We start from the raw sequence: 20,787 nt of genomic DNA, 5'->3' as shown, positions 1-20,787 counted from the left end.
TGAGTTTCACTTTGCCCGCTATTTGATGGAATAAGAAGTTGCGTTATTTACCCCTCGCATTTGATGTCAAAGATCATCCCTGTTTGATTGTTGGAGGCGGCTCCATTGCCACCCGTAAAGCTCGCTTATTGCACAAAGCGGGTGCACGGATATTGGTGGTATCCCCGGAAATTACCGATGAGCTTCAGCAAATGGTGACTGATTCTGGTGGGGAATGGTTTCAATCAGTTTATTCGAGCGAGTATTTACAGAAAGCGGGGCTGGTCGTTGCTGCATCTGATAGTGAGTCGGTGAATGCACAGGTTTCAGCCGATGCCCAGGCTCAGCGCCTGCCGGTCAATGCGGTGGATGCGCCAGAGTTGTGCACGTTTACTTTCCCGGCCATTGTGGAGCGGGGAGATCTATCGATCGGTATCAGTAGTGGAGGCGCGGCTCCGGTACTGGCGCGCAGAATCAGGGCTCAGCTCGAAGCTCTGCTATCGCCAGGGCTGGGACCGCTGGTAACTTTGGCGGCGCGGATGCGCGATAGGGTTAAGGCAGCGCTGCCAGAGTCTCGCCGCAAGAATTTTTGGGAGTGGGTTTTTGCCGGCCCCGTTGCCAACCGCATGGAGGCGGGGCAGCCAGCAGATGCCGAGCAGGCGCTGTTGGATGCGCTTCAAGACTGGCAGGGGAGCCCGAATCCGGTGGGTGAGGTTTATCTGGTAGGTGGAGGTCCAGGAGATCCAGACCTGCTGACTTTTCGCGCACTGCGCTTGATGCAGCAGGCGGATGTGGTGCTCTACGATCGGCTGGTTTCACCGGAAGTGATGGAGTTGGTGCGCCGGGATGCAGAGCGGATCTATGTAGGTAAGCGCAAGGCTTTCCACGCGGTGCCACAGGACGATATCAATCAGCTGTTGGTAGATCTGGCCAGCCAAGGTAAAAAGGTTTTGCGGCTTAAGGGAGGCGATCCCTTTATTTTTGGTCGAGGCGGTGAGGAAATAGACAAGTTGTCAGAGGCGGGGATTCCCTTTCAGGTGGTGCCGGGAATAACAGCGGCCTCTGGTTGTGCCAGTTACGCTGGTATCCCACTGACTCACCGGGATCACGCTCAATCTGTGCGCTTTATTACCGGGCACCTGAAAGAGGGTGAGTTGGACCTCCCTTGGCAAGAACTTGCGGGCCCAGCACAAACCCTGGTTTTCTATATGGGGCTTACGGGGTTACAAACTATTTGTGCTGAATTGATTAAACACGGGCTCGATGCGAATACGCCGGCTGCCTTGGTTGAAAAGGGCACTACGCGAGACCAGCGAGTAGTTGTCGGTGACTTGAGCAGCTTGCCGGCCCTTGCTGAAAACAGTGAAGTTCGAGCGCCAACACTCACCATCATTGGTGGGGTAGTGAGCTTGCATGAAAAGCTTCAGTGGTATCAGCCAAATCGAGAAGATTAAGGCAGGGACCCAATGACGCCGAGAGTACCTATACTGAAAAGGTACTCTCAGAGTGGTGTTCAATATGCTGCTTGCATTTATTCGCTTTTATTGCACCAATGCTGTGCGCTTTTTTCTCCCACCGGTCCGTGAAATAGCAATTCCTGCACAGCTAGACAGTCACACCCGGCGCTACACCTACCACTACCAGCAAAAGAAGAGTTGGGTGAGAAACCTCTGGATTATATCGGCGGCACTGATGTTGTGCTTTCCAGTGCTGCCTTTCGTTGTGAGTCTTGCCTTCTTCACCACGTTTCTGTCTTTTGCAATTCTCGATGAGACTGCCTGACTTTAGCGTCCCTGCGGTACCTCTAATTTAACGTGAGTCGGTAGCGAGGCTCGCGTTCAATAAATGATGAAGTGTTTCCCTTTACCCAATCCTGATGGCCGTTGCCGAAAAATGGTGAGAGTGGATGAGCACTCTGACCTGTGGCCATATGGAAAATACCGTCTGCATCCCGGCCCGGTGAAACCACTAAGCGCTGGGATGCGCCATGAGTGGGAGACTGGAAGCGGGGCATATGGGTATCTCCAGCGAGAGGCTCCGCAGGCATTGCCAGGAACCAATTCAGCGGTGGTATTGCTTTGCCCAGTGGATGCTGGATCTTTGCCGTATTTTCAGCACCCCAGGATTGACGCTTAAGGGGTTGATTGCTGCGATTCATTTTTTCCAGTACTTGATCCAGAGCGGCGAGCTTTATCGCGTTCCAGGATTCAAAATCCGGGTTGAGAAGCTGTTTTGGCTCTTGCTGAGCCATTTCCCAAAGTGGGTATTCAAATTGGCGCTTGAGTTGGCCGAAAGAAAACTTAGGCTGATAGCGGCGCATGTAAGTCAAAATGGGCGCTGTCGTAAGCTCCATCAACTTCAGGCGATAGTTGCGAACGATGCGATAGCCTACGGAGTCGATGGCGGCTCGGCCTCCCCAATTTTGAATCTGTGTATATACCTCGCGGTAGTCTTGCTGATCTTCAAGTAAGGTGAGGAGGTGTTGCTGCCACCGCTCGAGAAAAACTGCCTGATCGTCGAGCTGGATATTTAAAAGGTCCTGCTCATTGAATTTCTCTTGAGCGAAAAGCCGTTCGCGAATTTGTTGCTGACGTGCGCCGAGCGCATAGCCGTGGTTGCCCATGAGTTTGAGATAGTCCCCATCAACGATACGAGCGTTGGCACTCCAGATTCGGCCGGACTCCGGGTTATACAGGCGGGGGTGCTCCTGGGGGCTTAAATAGCCGTCCCAATAGGCACTACCATCTGCCCAGCTGATTGATCGACTGCCATCAAACCCGACTCGCTTGGGAATAGCGCCAGCCACAGTCCAACCAATATTGCCGTTACTATCGCCAACCACTAGGTTCTGATGAGGGATGCCTATGGTGGGGCCAAGCTCCAGAGCTTCTTCGGCGGTGCGAACAACTTCCATATCAATCAAGTTCATATTGCCGCCCAAAGTGTCGTGAGCAACCCAGCGGAATGCGAGAGGAACGCCATCGTGGTTTGTACCGATAACGGGACCCCAGATAGTTGTGCGAACTTCTATGGTTTTTGGGTCGCTGCCTTTGACGGCGATAGATTCTGTTTCATAGGCAAAACTTCTCCAGCCTTCAGGCGTTTTATATTGATTGCCGTCTTCGCTGAGTTCCAGTGGAATCAGGTCACTCCAGTCGCCACCGGTGTTGGTAAATCCCCAGGCAACTAATTCGTTACTTCCGGCAACCATAATTGGGCCGCCCGGAAGTGTGACGCCACGAACAAATCGGTTGGTGCCAGGTATGCTCCAGCCTGCTCGGAACCAGATATTGGGAACACTCAGCCCGAGGTGCATATCGTTGGCAAGAGTGGCACCGCCGTGCGCTGTTAAATTACCGCCGACCACCCAGTTATTACTGCCGTAAATTTTGTCATCACTCTCCATCGCCTGATAAACGATAGTGTCCTGTTCATCTAAAAGTGCAGAAATCGGTGTTTCTGGGAGACTGACTTTTTCTCGTGCTTCGCCAAATAGTGGTGCGTCCCATCGCCCGCCCTGGGGAAAATAGAAAGCGTAGAGATCTGCTGGAAGCAATTCGGCTAAAGCGGTGTCGCGAAGTTCATAGCTACCGCGTTCACTTTGTAGCGTCAGGTACATGCTGTAGATCGTTAACAGGCTGTCGGCAGAATTCCAGGGGCGTGGTTTCTGACCCAATAACAAATACTCCCAGGGTTTTGCGGGAAGCTGGTTGAGGCCGAAATTAATACCGTTGATATATTGATCCAGAAGGGCCTTTTGTTCCGCCGGCATCGCAGCAATGTTTCGCTCTGCTCGCTGGCGAAATTGATGCAAACGTACCTTTTGATCGTGTTTTATAGTGGACGCGCCCAGTAATTCTGATAATTCCCCAGCAGAACTTCTCCGCAACAGATCCATTTGAAAAAAACGTTCCTGCGCGTGTAAAAAGCCCAATGCGAAGGCCGAACTGTTTCGGTTTTCAGAATGAATTAATGGCACTCCCTGTGAATCGCGCTCGATAACAACCGGGTCTTTTAATTCACCCGTGGTAATGGTTCCATCGAGAATAGGCAAGCTCTGTCGGAGCCAGATCCAGGAGCCAATTAAAAATATAATTATCAAACCCAATAGGCTGATAATTAGTGCTGGCATATACCGCTTGAGAAATGGAAATGTCGTCATTGTGGTGGCTGCAAAATCTCTGAGTTAATGTCGGTAGCACTTTTTTGTGCAATTTTAATTTCACTCGCAAAGTTACTAAGCGATACAAAGAGTAACTTTTAGTGACAAAACCCAAGCTTTAAATTATAGGATTTTCCTGTCATTCACTGCTATTTCTCGAAGAACTGACTGGTCACAAGAAAAAAGTCATCGCAGGGTTTTCAATATGAAAACGCAACCGTAAGATGGCGTGCAATAACAAAAACAACAAGAAATCGAAAACATCAGGCTGTATAACAATAAACGCGAGGACGCGATGATGCACGATGTTGGTAGAGATGTAACAAACCGTAGATTCAATCTTTCCATTCTTTCTGGAACCATTGCTTTCCTCACCGCTGTCGGCTCTCACGTTCACGCTGCGGAAATTGAGGAGGTTGTCGTTACTGCGCAGAAGCGAGCGGAAAACCTACAGGACGTACCTATCGCGATTTCCGCCTTCACCGGGGAAAATATAAAAGAAGCCGGTGTCAAAAATTTGACTGACTTGGGGAAATATACGCCGGGCGTGGAAATGCACAATGATACCGCCCTGCAGCCAACGTACAGTATTCGCGGCGTGCAAACTAATGACTGGACCATAGGGTCTGATCCAGCAGTGGCGGTCTATGTGGATGGGGTTTATACCGGCCGCAGTGCAGGTGCCGAGATACCGCTGACCGATATTGAGAGGGTTGAAGTCCTCAAAGGGCCTCAGGGTACACTATTCGGTCGCAATGCCACCGGTGGTGCGATCCACATTATTACCACCAAACCGCAGGCGGATGATTCTACGGAATTAAATCTAACTGCCGGTAATTATGGGCGCCAGTCGTCGGATCTTTTGGTTAATCGCCAGATTAGTGACAACCTGTATGGCCGTTTTTCGGCGTCGACAAATCGTCGCGATCCATTTGCTGATAATTTAGCAAATGGATTCTCTGTAGGGGATCAGGATACTCAGACCTACCGCGCCTCTGTGTTGTGGGAGCCGGCGACGGATACCGAGGTGCTGTGGCGCGCCAATTACGGGATTATGGATCAAGGCAGTGCTTTGCGAACAACCATAGTGCCCAGCCTTAAAGATGAAACGGATGTTTTTGGCGACTATGCCCTGGATACCCCGACCATTGAGGATCGTGATTCCTTTGGCACATCACTGACAATTACCAAAGATTTCGATAATTTCACTTTTACTTCGATTACTGCCTACAGCGAATTCGATGCCCACCTGCAGCAGGATGAGGATGGTACCGCCAACCCGGACTATATGTTTGGGTCAGCTAATACTGATGATCAAAGCCAGTTCTCTCAAGAGTTCCGACTCAATGGTGCTACAGATACTATCAAATGGACTCTGGGAGCTTCTTACTCCGAAGAAGAGGTGGATCACACCACTTATGCCAATTTCACTACCGGATCGGTGGAATCCTTTGCCGTTTATGAAGGGGTAAAGGCTGCCTATCCAGACCTGACCCAAACCGAGCAAGAAGACTTAGCGGTTATCACCCGTGCGCAGCTACAGCAGGCGGGGTTGGAGGGAATTGCCAGCGCTTCCTTTGTCTATGACCTGATGCTGCAAACAGGCCAGGTAGATGCATTACTCGCTCAGTTAGAGGCCACTGGAATAACCGGCGATATGCTCTATGCGGAAGATGTAGTTGGACAGATGATGGCGGGCTTCAATCCCTGGATAGCCTCGGATGCACATTGGGGGAGAGCGTTCGCAACACAGGTGATTACCGTTCCAGTGCTATTTACGGTGACATGACCTGGAGCCTTACTGATAAGTTGGACCTGACTGTTGGTGCTCGTTATACCTACGATCAAAAAGATTTCACCATCCAGACGGCTTATGGCAACAGTATCCCACTGTCCCTGTCCGGCGGAGATGTGCGCTTGGTTGACGGAGATGGCAACGTAATCGGCACTGTAACCCTGCCTGAAGTCGACTTGGGGTCCCAGTTGTTTGGCATTGTGTTTTTCAACAATGGCCAGCCGGTTTTGGACTCCAAATTGAGTGATAGCTGGAGCGACCTTTCCGGTCGTATAGTGCTGGATTACCGCTGGAACGACGATGTGATGACCTATGTCTCCCTGGCGGATGGTTTTAAAGCCGGTGGATTCAATAGTCTTAACTTTGGTCCCGGGGTTGAGTCATCTTTCGATCAGGAAGATGTCGTTAACCTGGAGGTTGGTCTTAAGAGCAGTCTGTTCGACAACCGAGTACGCTTGAATACCTCTATTTACACCTACGAATACAACAATTTGCAGGAACTGGATCTGGTGGGTACTCCTATTCCCAGTTATAACCTGCGGAATTCGGATGCAGAGGGTACTGGGGCGGAGATCGAAGTACAGTGGGCAGTAACAGAGAGCTTGTTTATTGCCGGTAATTACTCCTACCTGGATACAGAGTTTACTGACTACCAGATCATCGAAGCCATTGGTGAGACTGAAGAGGACTCGAAAGTAGGCCAGTCTCGGGTATCAACGCCAGAGAATAAATTCAACCTAATGGCTGAATACACAGTGGACCTTGCATCTGGCGGGGAGTTTATTTTCCGTGGCGATTATAACTGGACAGATGAGCGAATTGGTTCGATTACTGACCGGACACGTATCGTGGAAGACTATAAGTTATTCAACCTGCGGGCAGCCTGGAACAGCCCTTCAGATAGTTATTCTTTAGCGCTCTGGATACAAAATTTGACGGATGAAGAAATCGCTGGCGGCTATGGTGGTACCGGCGCAGCCATTGGTGCCAGTCCCGCTTGGCGCTTTATGCCGAGAATGTACGGTGCGGATTTAACTGTCCGATTTTAATTAACCCATGGGTTAATACGGCACAGGGATGTGCAGTTGTCGACCTTGGGAAGGCATTTAAAGGCCACTGGGGCATTGTGGGATTATTTAGAGCTCCTTATTTCGGCAGTAGCCTATAAAAAACGTTTAGATTGTGAAAATTGCGTCTAAATTTTGAAAGAAATAGTACATAAAACAATTTTTGCTCTATTTTATTAAGTTATTCCTGTCAGCATGACGAGAGAGTGGGCCGGTTTATCCGGCCCTTTTTTTATTGATTCTTCAAGAGAAAAATAAACTGGCGCATATACCCTTCTGTTGAATAGCTACCCTCTAGGTTTACACCTAAAACTGCGTATGATGATTTCAATAGAGAAGAAATGTGTCGCAGTTGATTACTAATATGGCAATACACGTCGGTGAAGTAACTTTAGAGGAAGTACAACATCAACTTCTCAGTGATTACCAGAAAGTTCGTGCAGAGACAGAGAACCTCGCGTTGCCGTTATCCCCGGAGGATATGCAGCTACAGTCTATGCCAGATGCCAGCCCTACCAAATGGCATTTAGCACATACGAGCTGGTTCTTTGAGACCTTTATCCTTGCCAACCGGTTGCGGGGATATCAAACGTTTAACCCACACTTCAACCACCTGTTCAACTCTTACTACAACAGTTTGGGTACCCCCTTTGCACGCCCTAACAGGGGGCTAATTTCGCGTCCGGATAGTGCCCAGGTTTATGAATATCGAAAATTCATCGATGACTCCATGCACCGGTTGCTCTGTGAGTACCCGATTCCTGAAAATTTGGCCGCGTTGGTCCAGCTGGGCTTGAATCATGAGCAGCAGCACCAGGAATTGATATTGACCGATATCAAGCATGCCCTATCAACTAATCCCATGGCACCAGCTTACCGGGATATGTTTCCTGAAGATGAAGACGGGGCACTGGAACCGCTACGCTGGTTGAGTATACCCAAGGACTTCTATGGGATTGGGAGTAATGGGGACGCTTTCTGCTTTGATAATGAAGGACCTGAGCATCAACAGTTTATCGATGAGTTTGTTATTGCCTCCCGACTGGTTACCAATGGCGAGTACCTTGAATTTATAGAGGATGGTGGCTATGAACAGCATCGACTGTGGCTTTCGGATGGTTGGTTGTATTTGCAGAACAACCAGCAAAAGCATCCATTCTATTGGCGGCTGAATGGCGATGGTTGGCATCAGTACTCCCTCTATGGATTGCTACCCTTAAATCCAGCTGAGCCTGTCTGTCATCTTTCTTTTTATGAGGCAGATGCTTTCGCAACCTGGGCTGGAAAACGATTGCCTACCGAATTTGAATGGGAGGCAGCTGCTTGTCATTTACGTCAGCCGAATCAGATGGCATCAGCTAATTTCCTGGAAAAACGCCACTTCAGGCCGTTGCAGGCGCAGCGAGGACAAACGCAGTTCTTAGGGGATTTGTGGGAGTGGACTTCCAGTGCTTACTTGCCTTATCGGGGCTTCAGAGCCCGGGAGGATGCAGTAGGGGAGTACAACGGAAAGTTTATGTGTAACCAAAAGGTTCTTCGCGGTGGATCTTTTGCAACCCCGGCTGACCATATCCGGATCAGTTACCGCAACTTCTTTTATCCACATCAGTCGTGGCAATTTACCGGTATCCGTTTGGCAGGAGACTAAATGTGAAAGCAGCCGTATCATCAATGCAGGAAAGTTCACAACAAGACCATGAATTTCTCAATGATGTGTTACGGGGGTTGGCCGGAGATCAGAAAACACTACCGTGTAAATACCTATACGACGAACTTGGTTCTCAGTTATTCGAGAAAATATGTGATGTAGACGATTATTATTTAACCCGTACTGAGGCTAAGATATTCAATCAGTATCTACCGGATATTGCTGAGGAAATTGGCCCAGGGGCACTACTGGTGGAGCCCGGTGCAGGCAACTGCGAAAAAGTAGAGGGCTTACTGCATCTTTTAAAAAGCCCTAGCGGATACTATCCCATCGATATTTCCCCGGAGATTCTCTATCTGGCGGGGCAACGAATTAAAAAAGGCTTACCTCATATTTCTATCTGGCCGGAAGTGGGTGACTTTACTCAAGCCGAAGTATGGGACAATCTGTCAAATATTGAGTCAAAAAAACGTGTGGTGTTTTTTCCTGGCTCGACAATTGGAAACTTTGAGCCGGATAGGGCGGAGCAATTGCTGGAGACGTTTGCGGCGAATTTGAGAGCGGGAGACGGCCTGCTTATCGGAACTGATTTAGTTAAAGATTCCGTTGTGCTGGAGAGGGCGTATCACGATAGTGAGCATATTACGGAGCAGTTTAACAAGAACCTCCTGCAACGAATTAACAGTGAGTTGGGAGGCAACTTTGATTTGTCATCTTTCTCTCATCGCGCCTTCTATCAGCCATTGCGACAGCGCGTAGAAATGCATTTAGTTAGCCTTCGGGATCAGAGAGTCGCAATCGCTGGGGAACAAATCGTCTTTTTGGAAGGAGAGACTATTCATACCGAGAATAGCCATAAATATAAAGTGAGTAGTTTTAATACCCTGTTGATGAAAGGCGGCTTTAAGCCTGTTCGCCACTGGACTGATTCCTCTGAATCTTATGCTATTCACTATGCCCAGGCTATCTAGGGAATGTCTTCTCCTCTCACTGGTGATATTGGTCGTACCAGCAAGTTTTGCTGTTACGGAGGAAAAAAACAGTGGGATGCCGATAGTTTTATTGTGTATAAACACCCGCTTTGCTTCTGTTGTAACAAGTGGGTGGATTATCTACGGGGTAACGACATTGCTGTATCTACCAGTTCTGAGCTGAATATGGCAAAAATTCGGCAGCGATGGGGGTTCCTCGGGGGATGGAGGGTTGCCATACGGCGGTGTGGCACAACAAATATGTTTTTGAAGGCCATGTTCCGGTCAAACATATCCTGCAATTTATTTCCTCTCCTCCAGAGAATGGAATTGGTCTGTTAGTACCCGGGATGCCAGTTGGCAGCCCAGGGATGGAAGTGGATGGAAAGTTTGAACCTTACAATATTTATTTGCTGCTGGAAGGGGGAGACTACCGCCCCTTTGTCCGAGTCGAGAAGCCCCAGAGTTAGCTCCTTTTTTAGGTCTGTAGCGAGCTGTACCAAATAATATAGAGATAACTCGATGCCACACTGATAACACTTACCGGCAACATCAATAAAAAGAATTGCCAGAAGTTAAATGGTTGCACACCAAATTTTTCCGCCTGCTGCAGCACTATTACATTGCTGGCTGCGCTGATGATAAAGAGGTTACCAGCAACTGTAGATATGGCTGATAGCATCATAAGTGTTTGGGTGTCGTGTTCATGTAGCAAATTCAGGTAGATTTCCACTACGGGAACATTGGAAAACAATTGACTGGCAAAAAAACTGACAAAAGTTACGGTTTCAGGTTTAGCCAGATTAATCCCGCTTTCGTGCAGAAAAAACTGTAGTGATCCGGACTTGAGTAGTGAGCCGGTCACAATAAACATGGAAATAAAGAAAAAGAGGGTGGGCCAGTCTACTTCTCTCAGTATTCTTCTTCTTTCATGACTCGCCAGATAAATGGGTGAGCAGGCGACCAAGCCTATTTGACCCAAGGTTGGGTGGTAAATACTTTCTACGTTATGAAGTACACTGCCTAATGCTATTAGAATAACCAGAAGGGCTGCCGACAATAGAGGTGGCCATTTTTGTGCTATCTCATTGTCCTCTCGTGGCTGAATGCCTACATTGTGACTGGGTTCGTCAACTTTAAGAAACCTTTTTAACCAAAGAATCGACAGCAGCATGGTGATTGCTGCCGGGATAAAGATCCACTCGGCAAATACCAGAAACATATTGTCAAACTGCCCTGCGTTGGCAATCAAGATATTCTGTGGGTTGCCGACTGGGGAGATCATGCTTCCGATCGTTACTGTGGCGCAAAGTAAAATAAGTAGGGGTACAACACCCCAGTTCATATCCCTAGCCATCAATAGAGCGATGGGTACACCAATCACTGCTGCAGCATCATTGGTGAGAAGGGCGGCGCAGACGGCCATGATCAGGATATAGCTTGCCAGTATGGTATTGGGGTTTTTTCGGGAGAGTATTCGCTTGCTGATTTGCGCTGAAATCCCTGTGTCGTATAGAGCGGATGCAATCGAAAATACAGAGAATAAGTAGAGGATTAAATCCCAATCTACAGCAAAGAATGCGTCTTTAAGTGTGATTTGCCTCAAGGCCAAAAGTGCTACTGCGCCAAGGGTCATGATGTGCCAGATACGAACGGCAGACGGTAGCCATTGGCGCGCGGCTATTAGGATAAAGATGATCGCCGAGACGGTTAAGCTGATAGACATCTATCGTTATCCGAGTGTCGCTAGTCCCAACTGCTACTCTGGTTTTCAGCATTGCTATTTTCTGAGGCTCTATTCAGTGCAGCGGAGTGCCAACAAGGCCGTTCATAAGAGTTTAAACAAACCTCTTCTCTTTACGAATTTCTTTGCTGGAGATGTGGTTGCGGGGTTGGGGCCATATCTGGCGATCTACCTGCTCTCTGCCATGCACTGGAAGCCGGGAGATATTGGGGTTGTCCTGGCAATTGGCGGGGTAACCACTGTACTGCTGCAGACACCTGCTGGCGCATTTATCGATAGTACTCGCTTCAAGAGAGGGCTTATTGCCACTTGCGGGATCATTATCGGTATTGTTTCTATCACTATTGTGGAATTTACCAGCCACAAGCCACTGATTTATCTCTCCCAGGTTTTGATGGGAGGCGCAATTGCCTTCGTGGCTCCCTCTATTGCGGCAATCACACTCGGGGTTACCAGCGATAAAAACTTTACCTATCAAACCAGTGCCAACCAGGCCTCCAATCATGCTGGCAATGTCTTTGCTGCGGGGCTCGCGGCAATTCTTGCTCTGACCATTTCCGGGCAGGGGGTGTTCTGGTTGATGGCGGTTATGGGTGCCCTTATGGCGATCTCGGTAGCCTTTATTCCGGGAAAATCTATCGATCATATCCGTGCTCGGGGCGGAGAGCACAAGGATCTAGAGGGCAAAGCGCAGCCGTCAGGCTTTAAGTCACTGCTGTCTGACCGGCGCCTGGTCGCTTTGGCTGTCAGCGTGTTTCTATTCCACTTTGGCAATGCCGCGATGTTGCCCTTGGTGAGTCAGAAACTGTCGATTAACTCGAATGCCGATATAGCTATTGCCTTTACATCAGCTTGTATCATCGCCGCCCAGTTTATGATGATGCTGATGTCCTTTCTGTGTGCGGCCAAAGCGGATACCTGGGGGCGCAAGCTAATCTTCCTTATCGGTTTTTTTATCAATCCGGTACGGGCGCTGTTGTTCATGTCTACGGACAATCCGTACTTCCTGGTAGCAATTCAATCCCTGGATGGCGTGGCTAATGGTATATTTGGCGTCATTATTATTTTAATGTGTGCCGACCTGACACGTGGTACGGGCCGTTTCAATGTTACTCAGGGCGCTATGGCTGCCTTGGTGGGAATTGGTTCGGCATGTAGTAATTTTTCTGCGGAATATATTGTTCAGTATTTTGGCTATGGCGTTGCTTTTCTTACTTTGGGAGCTATTGCTCTGATCGCCGGTACATTTTTTCTGATTTTTGTCCCAGAAACGAAAGGGGCAACAATCCCTAAACCATCAGCAGGAAACTGATAGCCCCGGTTGTTTCGACTATTGATAGAAATCTATGGTTAATTCTTTTTCTCCAGCCCCAGGCCTTGGTAATCGACATATCCAGACCGTATTCAGTCGTTTTCACCGCGCCACCCCCTGGATTGAGACAGATTGCCGCTGGTACGAAACGCCTGATGGCGACCGCCTTTCTTTGCATTTTCCCAGGCCGCTACGCAATGATCCCGATTATCCCCTGGTATTGATACTTCACGGTTTGGGAGGTTCGGTTGAATCGCCCTATGTGCAGGGGCTGATGGAAACTCTTCTGGCATACCATTACCAGGTCGCTGTAATGCATTTTCGAGGTTGTGGTGGTGTGCCTAACAAGTTGCCGAGGGCCTATCACAGCGGTGACACTGAGGATCCTCGCTGGCTGGTTAGTGAACTTAAGAAGCAGTTTCCATTAATGACGATTGCCGTGGTTGGCTTCTCATTGGGCGGAAATGTTGTCCTGAAAATGTTAGGTGAGGATGGCGGCTGCGGGCAGGTAGCCGCTGGGATTGCTGTTTCGGCGCCAATGGACCTCCATGCCTGTAGTCGCTACATCAACACTGGTATATCCCACCTTTATGAGCGCCACCTGATTAGCGGGCTTCGTTTGAGCCTGCTTCATAAGGCGAAAGACCCACAGTTGGCTGCGGCCTTACCCGATCTCAATTGCAGTGGGGACTTTGTCGATTTCAGGCATTTCGACAATGCTTTCACTGCGCCGTTACATGGTTTTCGTGATGTGGATGAGTATTACACCCAGGCATCCAGTAAGCCTTTACTCAAAGATATTCGCACGCCGACTTTGATTATCAACGCCGTTGATGATCCTTTTGTTTGTCCATCAGCGATACCTGTAACCAGCGAAGTCAGTTCTGCTGTCGATTTGGCGGTGAGTGATCGAGGGGGGCATGTAGGGTTTATAGATGGGACGGTATGGAGCCCCAGTTATTGGCTGGAGAAAAAAATACCCTACTTTTTGGGGGCTGTCGTTGGGATTCCAAAGGGAGCCCGTTAGGGAACTCCCATTTCCAGGCTCAGGGTTAACAGCACTGGGTACTCGACTGATCCGCTTCGGGAGTGTCGCTGGCAAATGGCATTTCCTTGCCGCAGCCGGGAAACAGGCCAAAGTGCCGCGAAAAATCGCCAATAAACTCGAAGTGGGGTGCGAGACGGGTCTCTGCGAGCATTCTCCAAGTATTACCGCACACAGGGAATACTCGTCCGGTCTCAATAATGTGGTGTCCATCGAGAACGAATTGATCGGCAGAGCCCGGTAGTGTGCCTTTGTAAATCACTGCTTGGCCGTAATCCTCACAGTCTTTTTCCAGTTGCGCTAATTTGAACAAGCGATAAGTGGCGGAAAAAAACCGAATTGAACCACAGCGCTGGGCCAGGGTTGGGTTGGTGATAAGTAATGGCCGGCTCTCCACCAGGCGTGGATCGCGGAAGCCGCTGCCCTGAGCAATTTCCAGGAAGTCATTCCAGTAGAGTGCGCCCCCAAGACACTCGCCGAACAGCTCGGGGTCAGAGCTAATTGCGGGGGGAATGCGACGGTCGGCATAGACATCGGAGAAGTAAAATTCTCCCCCTTGTTTCAGCAGCCGGAACAAGCCTTTGAGTACAGCATCTTTGTCTGTGGAAAGGTTAACCACACAATTGGAAATGATCACATCAAAGCTTTCAGGCTCTAATTCCAGTTCCTCCAGCTTTTCGATGTAGCCGTGCAGGAAGCGGACATTGTCATAGCCAAACTTGTCGGCGTGATGGGCTTGGTGCCGCCTGGCCACAGCCAACTGCTCTTCCGTCATATCGACACCTACTACTTCACCTTTTGGGCCTACCAACTGGGAGAGCAAGTAAATATCCCGGCCTGAGCCACAGCCAAGATCCAGTACCCGGCAGCCTTCCAAAAGTGGAGGGCAGACAAGTCCGCAGCCGTAATAGCGGGATAGGACATCGGGATGAATATTGGACAGCAATGGTTTTAGCCACTCTGGCATATCGCTGGGGTCACAACAGGCATTGGTCTTCAGGTCCGAAGAGTTCTTTAGTTGGCGTCCGTAGTAGTCCTGTACTAAATCGTGCATTGGCTCTTTACCTATTGCGGGGGTTAACCAAAAAGGCGCAGTTGCGCTGATATTGGCGCATTTTGTATTTTTGCTGAGGAAGTGTAACAAGTCTGCGGTTCTTGCGACTAAAAACCAGAGAAATCACGAAAGAGTTGAGGAGTTATAAGTTCTTCTGTCAAAGGTTTCTGCTTTCGAAACTGATACAAAGCCCTATACTGGCATGATATTTAACTTATTCTGGCTCGAGGGGCGGGGCAAAGCAGAAAAGTCTCAATTGGCACAAAAATACCAGCATGATGCACTGGATATTTCAGAATCCGCAAAATTGCCTTTTGGCGCCAGTGGGAATTGGTTGGTAGAGAATCGCATTATTTTCGTTAATATCGACTCTCTCCGCTTCGATATTATGAGGGAACGTAATTGAGCGATCACCTAGCTCCCAGTGCTTCGACAGAGTCCGCCGAGGATTCTTTACAGAATTCGCAGTTCCTGGTGGATTTGCGCCAGCAGATGCTGCGTTTTGCCAGTTTGCAGTTGCAGGATACACAGCTGGCTGAGGATGCTGTTCAGGAAGCATTGATGGGTGCGCTAAAGAACTCGCGCAGCTTTTCCGGTCGCTCGGCTTTGAAGACCTGGGTCTTCGCCATTCTCAAGAACAAGATTGCCGACATATTGCGACAGAGACAGCGCTTCGTAGATGCGGATCAATTGGTTCGTGGGGATAGGGAAGAATATGATCACGATGAGCTGTTTGATCAGACAGGGCACTGGCAGAAGGATGAAAAGCCCAAACGCTGGGCTGATCCTGAGTCGGCAATTCACGATAAGCATTTCTGGCGGATCTTCGAGGCCTGTCTCAGCCATCTTCCCTCGCGCCAAGCGCAGATCTTTATGATGAGGGAATTTATTGAGCTGGAAAGCCATGAGATCTGTGCTGCCATGGAGATTACCGTTAGCAACTTAAATGTCACATTGCACAGGGCGCGCCTTCGCTTGCGCGAGTGTCTGGAAGATAACTGGTTTGGTGTGGAGAAGTGACAATGATGAAGACCTGCCGGGAAGCCACGAGGCTGATGTCTGAGTCCCAGGAGAGGGACCTGCTCATTTCCGAGAAGGCGAGCCTGAAGTTACATCTGGCGGTTTGCACACCTTGCCGCAATTTCGGCAAGCAGATGAAGACCCTCAGGCATATCACCAAATCCTATGCTCAGGGTGGCCCCGAGAAAGCTGACAACGAAAAATAGCATTTCGCACTTGGGGCCACTTATCCAATATTGGCGTTCCTAGCGGGGAGGGCGAACCGGGCGGTAGGCGATATGGCCGCCGACAAAGTGCGGTTGATACCAGTAGGACCCGCAGTGCTCATAGGTAACGTTACCAACAGTTACTGCAACACAGCTGCGAGGCAACGTATATAACCACCCGCCGACACCTACGGCTGCTGCCGTACCCCAAAATGCTGGTCCCGGGTAGGGCCAGTAGTGGGGGCGCCAAGGGGGCGGTGGGTAGGGTGGATGATGGGGGTGAAATGGGGGTGATTGGGAAAGCGCCTTGCAAACTCCCCCGGGGCATAGCCACCGTGGAAGCCTCCACCCATCGGACGCATCCCATTAAAATGTCCCCCAATATTGAAATGAGCCCCACCACCACCAAACCGACCAAAGGCTTCGGCTGAGGGACTGGCCAATGCAGTCAGTAGTGCCCCCGTGACCAGGGCAGGCACAACCAGTTGTGCAAGGAAACCCGTCTTTTGACCGTTGCGATGCATCATGGTGTGGCCTCCTTATTGGGTTCCGCCTTCTTAAACTGGATCTGCTTGAGCTTGTCGGTGGAAGGGGTAAATTGCCCGGCGGCACCAGGTTTGGCTTCCATCCATTTCAAGGTGGCAATAAAGCGCGGCTTGGCGGGGTCGCGGGTATTCACTGTTGAAATACGCAGGGGCAGGGGCTTGTCACCAGCCTTGATCCAGATTTCCCAGTCCAGGTTTTCAGAGCGAAATGCCCAGTGCTCGGTTTTTTGGCCGTCAACCATAGGCCGGTTTACCAGAAAGCCTTCTTTGATACCGGACCAAACATTTTCCTTCCTTCCCCATTCGAGGAGGTCGGCAAAAGGAATCTCAATGCCGTAATCCTTGGCGGCTTTGGTCAAAACTTCCGCTGTAGGCTGGGGTGCTTCCATTTCTGCGAAATAACCATCGCGGGGAGCAATCACGGTGAACTTGTCGCCATTGTGAATAAATTGACGGGTAATAGAATCTGTTTTCAGGTCTACACGCAGTTGCTTGGGTGGCATTGCCATATATTTGACGGTACCGCCAATCAGGAGCTTTTCCTGATTTTCCAGAACGACCTCAGTGAATATATCGGCGTTAAACATCATCATTTTGAGGCTGGCGAGGTAGTCACCCATTCGTTTCAAGGTTGCCATCGCCTTGGGGTCTAGGGGCTCGTTTGATTCCATGGTCCCCATTTGGCCTTGAGGAGGTTTGCCTTGCTGCATTTGCCCTGGCGGCTGGGGGGTATTGCTGTCATCGGTCGATTGAGTGGGGTGCCCTGGTGGCGGGGTTTGGCCTTGGGAGCCAGTGCTATCGGGTTGCGGGGGTGGAGTCGGGTTTTGAGCGACAATCGCAGGGGCTAATGCCACCGTCGCTGCAAGAATCAGCGCCCTAGCCAAGCCACCAAAGGGTTGAAAAGCAAGCATTTACCGGTACCTCCCAATATATAGCCATAGTTGTGGCATCTGAATCAGTGTAGAGGAGAACTATCGCGCCTGCTGTTGCGTCAAATCGAGTATTGAAACGAGACTGGCTATCCAGAATTGCTGGTCAATAAGCTGTTGTTTTACAAAACTTTTGCCGTATTCAATTGAGGCTCTGGGTTATGTTTGCTAGAGTCGGTCCATTATTGATACTAGCCTGCTCCTATGAATGTGGTTCGTCTGTCATTTTTACTGATTGCGCTGCTGATTTTCCAGACAGCTGGCGCCTTCTATGACAGTCATGATGAGCTAGAAGACATCACCATCCACTTCTCTTCAAATCATATTGATCAACTCCCTGGGGTAGCTCCTACTGACGAGCCTGATGGGGGTTCCGTCACTTTCTCGCTGCCTTCCTCCGGTGAAGAGCAATCTACACCGACGTTGGATTTCTGTAATCACTGTTGCCATTGTCACGGAATTAATGCAACCGGGCTTTTGGGGCAGTCTTATCAACCTCTTCTTCGGGGCACTATCAGTTACAGTGATACAATCAGTGCAGCTGCGCCCTCAGGTTATTTTTCTCCACTTTTACGCCCACCTATAACCCAAGTCTGATTAGTTAAATACTGCGTGTGCCGCTATAGAAGTATGTAGCTTTTGCCCACGCATGCTGATCGAGTTGTGACTTGGGAGAATTCCATGGATTTTAATTACACGCTCTTTAGGGGCGTGGTAGGTCGTGCAGCCGCTAAATTCTTGCTGGCGACCACTTTGAGTTTATCTGCGCAAACTGTTTTTGCGCAGAAAGGGGAGCTATTAACACTGCCAGAGGCAATACAGAGAACGCTGGCACAAAACCCCCAAATTGCAGTTTTTCCTTTCCAGCAATGGGCTTTGGATGGTGCTGAGTTCACCGCAAAACAGCGTCCTGCTTGGGATTTTGGCTTTGAAGCTGAGTATGCAACCTACGACGATGGCTCATCAGGTAACGGCCCTCCCGGGCCTCCAGGCCCCCCGGGTCCTCCAAGTGATGACGACGATGATGAGTATACCGAGCTTGAACTGACCGCCTCACTGTCGTCAGTTATTGAGTTGGGTGGAAAACGTGAAGCTCGTATTGATGTAGTTAATGCCCAACGGGATCTCTTGATTGCTGATGAGCAGGCGACTGCATTAGATGTCTTAGCCGAGGTGGTTCGAGCTTATGCCCAGGTACTTGCTGCTGCAGAGTTGCTTGCTCTTGAAGCAGAAAAAGTTTCACTGGCCAAAGAAACGCTGAAAGTGGTGACTACGAGGGTGAATGCCGCAGCTTCGCCAGTGGCTGAACGCATGCGGGCAGAATCCGCGTTGGCAAAAGCCATTTTGGCTGCTGAGGCGCAGGAGAGAATGCTGGCTTACTACAAGTACGCATTGTCTGCACTTTGGGGGCAGCCGACACAAGACTTTACTGTTGATTCCAGCGTGCTGTTTCGTTTTGAACCAGGTGCGAGTTTCGAGGTGTTGTACGAAAGAGCTCAGGAAAACCCTGCCATTGCTCGATTCGCTTCGGAAGAGCGATTACGCACATCGCAACTGCACTTGGCGCAGGCGAAGTCGAAGCCAGATATCGGTTGGTATGCCGGTTACCGTATCGACCGCGAATATGATGAGAATGCGGTGGTGGCGGGTATTAACGTGCCTCTTTTCACCGGTCGACGCAACCGGGGCAGGGAAATCTCTGCGATGGCTGAGTTGGAGCAGGTTCAGTTAGAGAGAGAGGCGGCGCTTCTAAAACTCTACCCCCAACTTTTCCTGGCGGTGACAAGCCGGGAACAAGCCCTGGCTACTGTCGATGAAATGGAAAACACCGTAATCCCTATGCTGCGCGAGGGGCTCTCCGAAGTGGGCCGGGCTTACCGCCGTGGTCGCTATTCCTATGTTGAATTAATTTCTGCCCGCGAGGAGTTGCTCGATGCCGAGCGTTCCCGAATTGTTGCGGCGCGATCTGTCCATTTATATGGCGCGGAAATTGAGAGATTAACTGCCCGACCTTTAGGGGCTGTGGCTGCTGATAGCAGCAAATGAATTTGGATTTAGAAAATGAGCAGATCAAATAAAACATTAAAGTTTGCGATGTTGTTCTTCTCCCTTTTGGTATCAGCAATGGGGGCGATGAATTTCAGTTATGCAAGTGGCTCCCATGGCGGAGGGCATCATGAAGAAGAGTCCAAAGGGCCCCATGGAGGGCGGCTTCTGGAGCGCGGAGACTTAGTGGTTGAGCTGGCTTTGGTAGAGCAAAGTGGTAAGGCTGAGTTTCGCGCGTGGGTTCAGAAAAATGGAGAAGCACTGAATAATGCGGATTTGAGCCTGACTCTAGTTCGACTTGGGGGTAAGTCAGAACGAATAGCTCTTTCCCGTGATGACAGTATTGATTACTGGCGCAGCCATAGAGATTTGCCTGAGCCCCATTCATTCGATATTGAACTCTCCCTGACCTACAAGGGGGGTAGTGCTGAATGGAAGTTTGAATCCTATGAGGGCCGCGTAAAGATAGCCGAGGATATGGCAGCAAAAGCCGGCATTAAAACTGCGATTGCCGCACCGGGAGTTATTCAAGAGCGCGTTACTCTTTACGGCAAAACCGCTATCGATCATCGCAGCCTCAGCCATGTTCGCGCCCGCTATCCGGGCACAATTATGACAATTGAAAAAGCATTGGGTGATTCCATACAAAAGGGGGAAAAGCTGGCAACAATTGAGTCCAATGACAGCTTGCAAACTTACTCCTTGATAGCGCCTATCAGCGGTCAGATTATCGATAAGCAGGCCAGTCGAGGGGAGTTTAGCGGTGATCGGGTACTGTTCACGATTGCGAACTACAAGCAAATATGGGCAGAGCTTCAAGTATTCCCTACACGCCGGGGACAAATTGCTCGAGGGCAAAAAGTTTCTATTACCGCCGATGGGCTCTCATTTGACTCGACAATTGTCAGCTTGGCACCGGGGGGAATGGCACGCCTTTCGCAATAGCCCGCGCAATGATTGAGAATCCAGAGGACATTTGGACAACAGACCTGATGGTTCAAGCTGATGTGGTCACCAATGAGAGTCCTGCGTCTTTAGTGGTGGAAAATCAAGCGCTGCAACCCTTCCGCAATTGGACCGTTGTGTTTGTAAAAGTAGGGGATGCTTATGAGATTCGCCCACTGGAACTTGGGCGGACCGATGGCAGGGTTACAGAGGTATTAAGTGGACTCAACCCTGGAGACCGCTACGTCACTGAAAACAGTTACTTAATCAAGGCGGATATAGAGAAATCCGGCGCTGCTCACCACCATTAATTGAGGCC

22 protein-coding genes are annotated in these 20,787 nt (G+C 49.8%); 16 read left to right on the top strand and 6 right to left on the bottom strand.

All coding sequences use genetic code 11. The annotated features are described in order from the left end of the window. The first annotated feature begins 38 nt into the window (after positions 1 to 38). Both cysG and P0078_RS03355 read left to right on the top strand, forming a co-directional pair. Positions 39 to 1,433 carry a siroheme synthase CysG gene (cysG, locus tag P0078_RS03360; RefSeq protein ID WP_282933065.1) on the top strand — a complete coding sequence of 465 codons (1,395 nt, stop codon included), beginning with the start codon at positions 39 to 41 and terminating at the stop codon, positions 1,431 to 1,433. 64 nt (positions 1,434 to 1,497) lie between these two features. Further along, positions 1,498 to 1,761: a hypothetical protein gene (locus P0078_RS03355; protein WP_282933064.1), complete on the top strand. Its 264-nt coding sequence runs from the start codon at positions 1,498 to 1,500 to the stop codon at positions 1,759 to 1,761. Positions 1,762 to 1,783: 22 nt separating this feature from the next. Here P0078_RS03355 and P0078_RS03350 read toward each other — a convergent pair whose 3' ends face one another. Further along, a complete protein-coding gene (locus P0078_RS03350) occupies positions 1,784 to 4,141 on the bottom strand; it encodes a penicillin acylase family protein (protein WP_282933063.1) in 2,358 nt (785 codons plus the stop codon). A 295-nt stretch (positions 4,142 to 4,436) separates the two neighbouring features. On the opposite strand from P0078_RS03350, the gene P0078_RS03345 reads away from it, so the two are divergent. The 5 genes from P0078_RS03345 (at position 4,437) to P0078_RS03325 (ending at position 10,092) form a co-directional block, all read left to right on the top strand. Next, entirely contained in the window at positions 4,437 to 5,930 is a 1,494-nt protein-coding gene (locus P0078_RS03345; protein WP_282933062.1) for a TonB-dependent receptor, read from the top strand. After that, positions 5,870 to 6,985 (top strand): TonB-dependent receptor domain-containing protein, encoded by a 1,116-nt coding sequence (locus tag P0078_RS03340; RefSeq protein ID WP_282933061.1) that lies wholly within the window; start codon positions 5,870 to 5,872, stop codon positions 6,983 to 6,985. Before P0078_RS03345 ends, P0078_RS03340 begins: the two co-directional genes overlap by 61 nt. A gap of 361 nt (positions 6,986 to 7,346) precedes the next feature. Next, on the top strand, positions 7,347 to 8,651 hold the full coding sequence (egtB, locus tag P0078_RS03335; RefSeq protein WP_282933060.1) for an ergothioneine biosynthesis protein EgtB: 1,305 nt from the start codon (positions 7,347 to 7,349) through the stop codon (positions 8,649 to 8,651). A gap of 2 nt (positions 8,652 to 8,653) precedes the next feature. Continuing rightward, positions 8,654 to 9,622: an L-histidine N(alpha)-methyltransferase gene (egtD, locus tag P0078_RS03330; protein ID WP_282933059.1), complete on the top strand. Its 969-nt coding sequence runs from the start codon at positions 8,654 to 8,656 to the stop codon at positions 9,620 to 9,622. Between the two features lie 224 nt (positions 9,623 to 9,846). Continuing rightward, positions 9,847 to 10,092, top strand: coding sequence for a DUF411 domain-containing protein (locus P0078_RS03325; protein ID WP_282933058.1), 246 nt, complete (start codon positions 9,847 to 9,849; stop codon positions 10,090 to 10,092). 8 nt (positions 10,093 to 10,100) lie between these two features. On the opposite strand, the gene P0078_RS03320 is transcribed toward P0078_RS03325, so the two are convergent. Beyond that, positions 10,101 to 11,348, bottom strand: coding sequence for an ArsB/NhaD family transporter (locus P0078_RS03320; protein WP_282933057.1), 1,248 nt, complete (start codon positions 11,346 to 11,348; stop codon positions 10,101 to 10,103). A gap of 76 nt (positions 11,349 to 11,424) precedes the next feature. On the opposite strand from P0078_RS03320, the gene P0078_RS03315 reads away from it, so the two are divergent. Then, a complete protein-coding gene (locus tag P0078_RS03315; protein WP_282933056.1) occupies positions 11,425 to 12,678 on the top strand; it encodes an MFS transporter in 1,254 nt (417 codons plus the stop codon). 34 nt (positions 12,679 to 12,712) lie between these two features. Further along, positions 12,713 to 13,705, top strand: coding sequence for a hydrolase (locus tag P0078_RS03310; RefSeq protein ID WP_282933055.1), 993 nt, complete (start codon positions 12,713 to 12,715; stop codon positions 13,703 to 13,705). 25 nt (positions 13,706 to 13,730) lie between these two features. Here the strand turns inward: P0078_RS03310 and P0078_RS03305 are convergent, their stop codons facing one another. Next, entirely contained in the window at positions 13,731 to 14,777 is a 1,047-nt protein-coding gene (locus P0078_RS03305; protein ID WP_282933054.1) for a methyltransferase domain-containing protein, read from the bottom strand. A gap of 202 nt (positions 14,778 to 14,979) precedes the next feature. On the opposite strand from P0078_RS03305, the gene P0078_RS03300 reads away from it, so the two are divergent. From P0078_RS03300 to P0078_RS03290, 3 genes are read left to right on the top strand one after another with little or no spacing between them, the layout of a single operon-like run. Continuing rightward, on the top strand, positions 14,980 to 15,183 hold the full coding sequence (locus P0078_RS03300) for a hypothetical protein (RefSeq protein WP_282933053.1): 204 nt from the start codon (positions 14,980 to 14,982) through the stop codon (positions 15,181 to 15,183). Then, complete coding sequence (locus tag P0078_RS03295; RefSeq protein WP_282933052.1) at positions 15,180 to 15,797, top strand: RNA polymerase factor sigma-70; 618 nt, start codon at positions 15,180 to 15,182, stop codon at positions 15,795 to 15,797. The genes P0078_RS03300 and P0078_RS03295 overlap by 4 nt, the downstream gene beginning before the upstream one ends. A 2-nt stretch (positions 15,798 to 15,799) precedes the next feature. Continuing rightward, entirely contained in the window at positions 15,800 to 16,003 is a 204-nt protein-coding gene (locus tag P0078_RS03290) for a zf-HC2 domain-containing protein (RefSeq protein WP_282933051.1), read from the top strand. A gap of 39 nt (positions 16,004 to 16,042) precedes the next feature. Here the strand turns inward: P0078_RS03290 and P0078_RS03285 are convergent, their stop codons facing one another. From P0078_RS03285 to P0078_RS03275, 3 genes are read right to left on the bottom strand one after another with little or no spacing between them, the layout of a single operon-like run. Beyond that, complete coding sequence (locus P0078_RS03285; RefSeq protein ID WP_282933050.1) at positions 16,043 to 16,168, bottom strand: hypothetical protein; 126 nt, start codon at positions 16,166 to 16,168, stop codon at positions 16,043 to 16,045. Positions 16,169 to 16,191: 23 nt separating this feature from the next. Then, complete coding sequence (locus P0078_RS03280; RefSeq protein ID WP_282933049.1) at positions 16,192 to 16,530, bottom strand: hypothetical protein; 339 nt, start codon at positions 16,528 to 16,530, stop codon at positions 16,192 to 16,194. Then, entirely contained in the window at positions 16,527 to 17,459 is a 933-nt protein-coding gene (locus P0078_RS03275; protein WP_282933048.1) for a DUF2092 domain-containing protein, read from the bottom strand. The genes P0078_RS03280 and P0078_RS03275 overlap by 4 nt, the downstream gene beginning before the upstream one ends. A 222-nt stretch (positions 17,460 to 17,681) precedes the next feature. Here P0078_RS03275 and P0078_RS03270 point away from each other — a divergent pair, with 222 nt between their 5' ends. The 4 genes from P0078_RS03270 (at position 17,682) to P0078_RS03255 (ending at position 20,779) form a co-directional block, all read left to right on the top strand. Then, positions 17,682 to 18,074, top strand: a complete 393-nt coding sequence (locus tag P0078_RS03270; protein WP_282933047.1) for a hypothetical protein — start codon at positions 17,682 to 17,684, stop codon at positions 18,072 to 18,074. Positions 18,075 to 18,158: 84 nt separating this feature from the next. Then, positions 18,159 to 19,523 carry a TolC family protein gene (locus P0078_RS03265; RefSeq protein WP_282933046.1) on the top strand — a complete coding sequence of 455 codons (1,365 nt, stop codon included), beginning with the start codon at positions 18,159 to 18,161 and terminating at the stop codon, positions 19,521 to 19,523. A 15-nt stretch (positions 19,524 to 19,538) separates the two neighbouring features. Continuing rightward, complete coding sequence (locus tag P0078_RS03260) at positions 19,539 to 20,468, top strand: efflux RND transporter periplasmic adaptor subunit (RefSeq protein ID WP_282933045.1); 930 nt, start codon at positions 19,539 to 19,541, stop codon at positions 20,466 to 20,468. Positions 20,469 to 20,476: 8 nt separating this feature from the next. Further along, positions 20,477 to 20,779: an efflux RND transporter periplasmic adaptor subunit gene (locus P0078_RS03255; RefSeq protein ID WP_282933044.1), complete on the top strand. Its 303-nt coding sequence runs from the start codon at positions 20,477 to 20,479 to the stop codon at positions 20,777 to 20,779. The last annotated feature ends 8 nt before the right edge of the window (positions 20,780 to 20,787 follow it).

This window comes from Microbulbifer sp. VAAF005, assembly GCF_030012985.1.
Lineage (GTDB): Bacteria > Pseudomonadota > Gammaproteobacteria > Pseudomonadales > Cellvibrionaceae > Microbulbifer.
The sequence above is the reverse complement of the archived record's forward strand: the minus strand, read 5'-3'. Positions and strand labels throughout refer to the sequence as shown.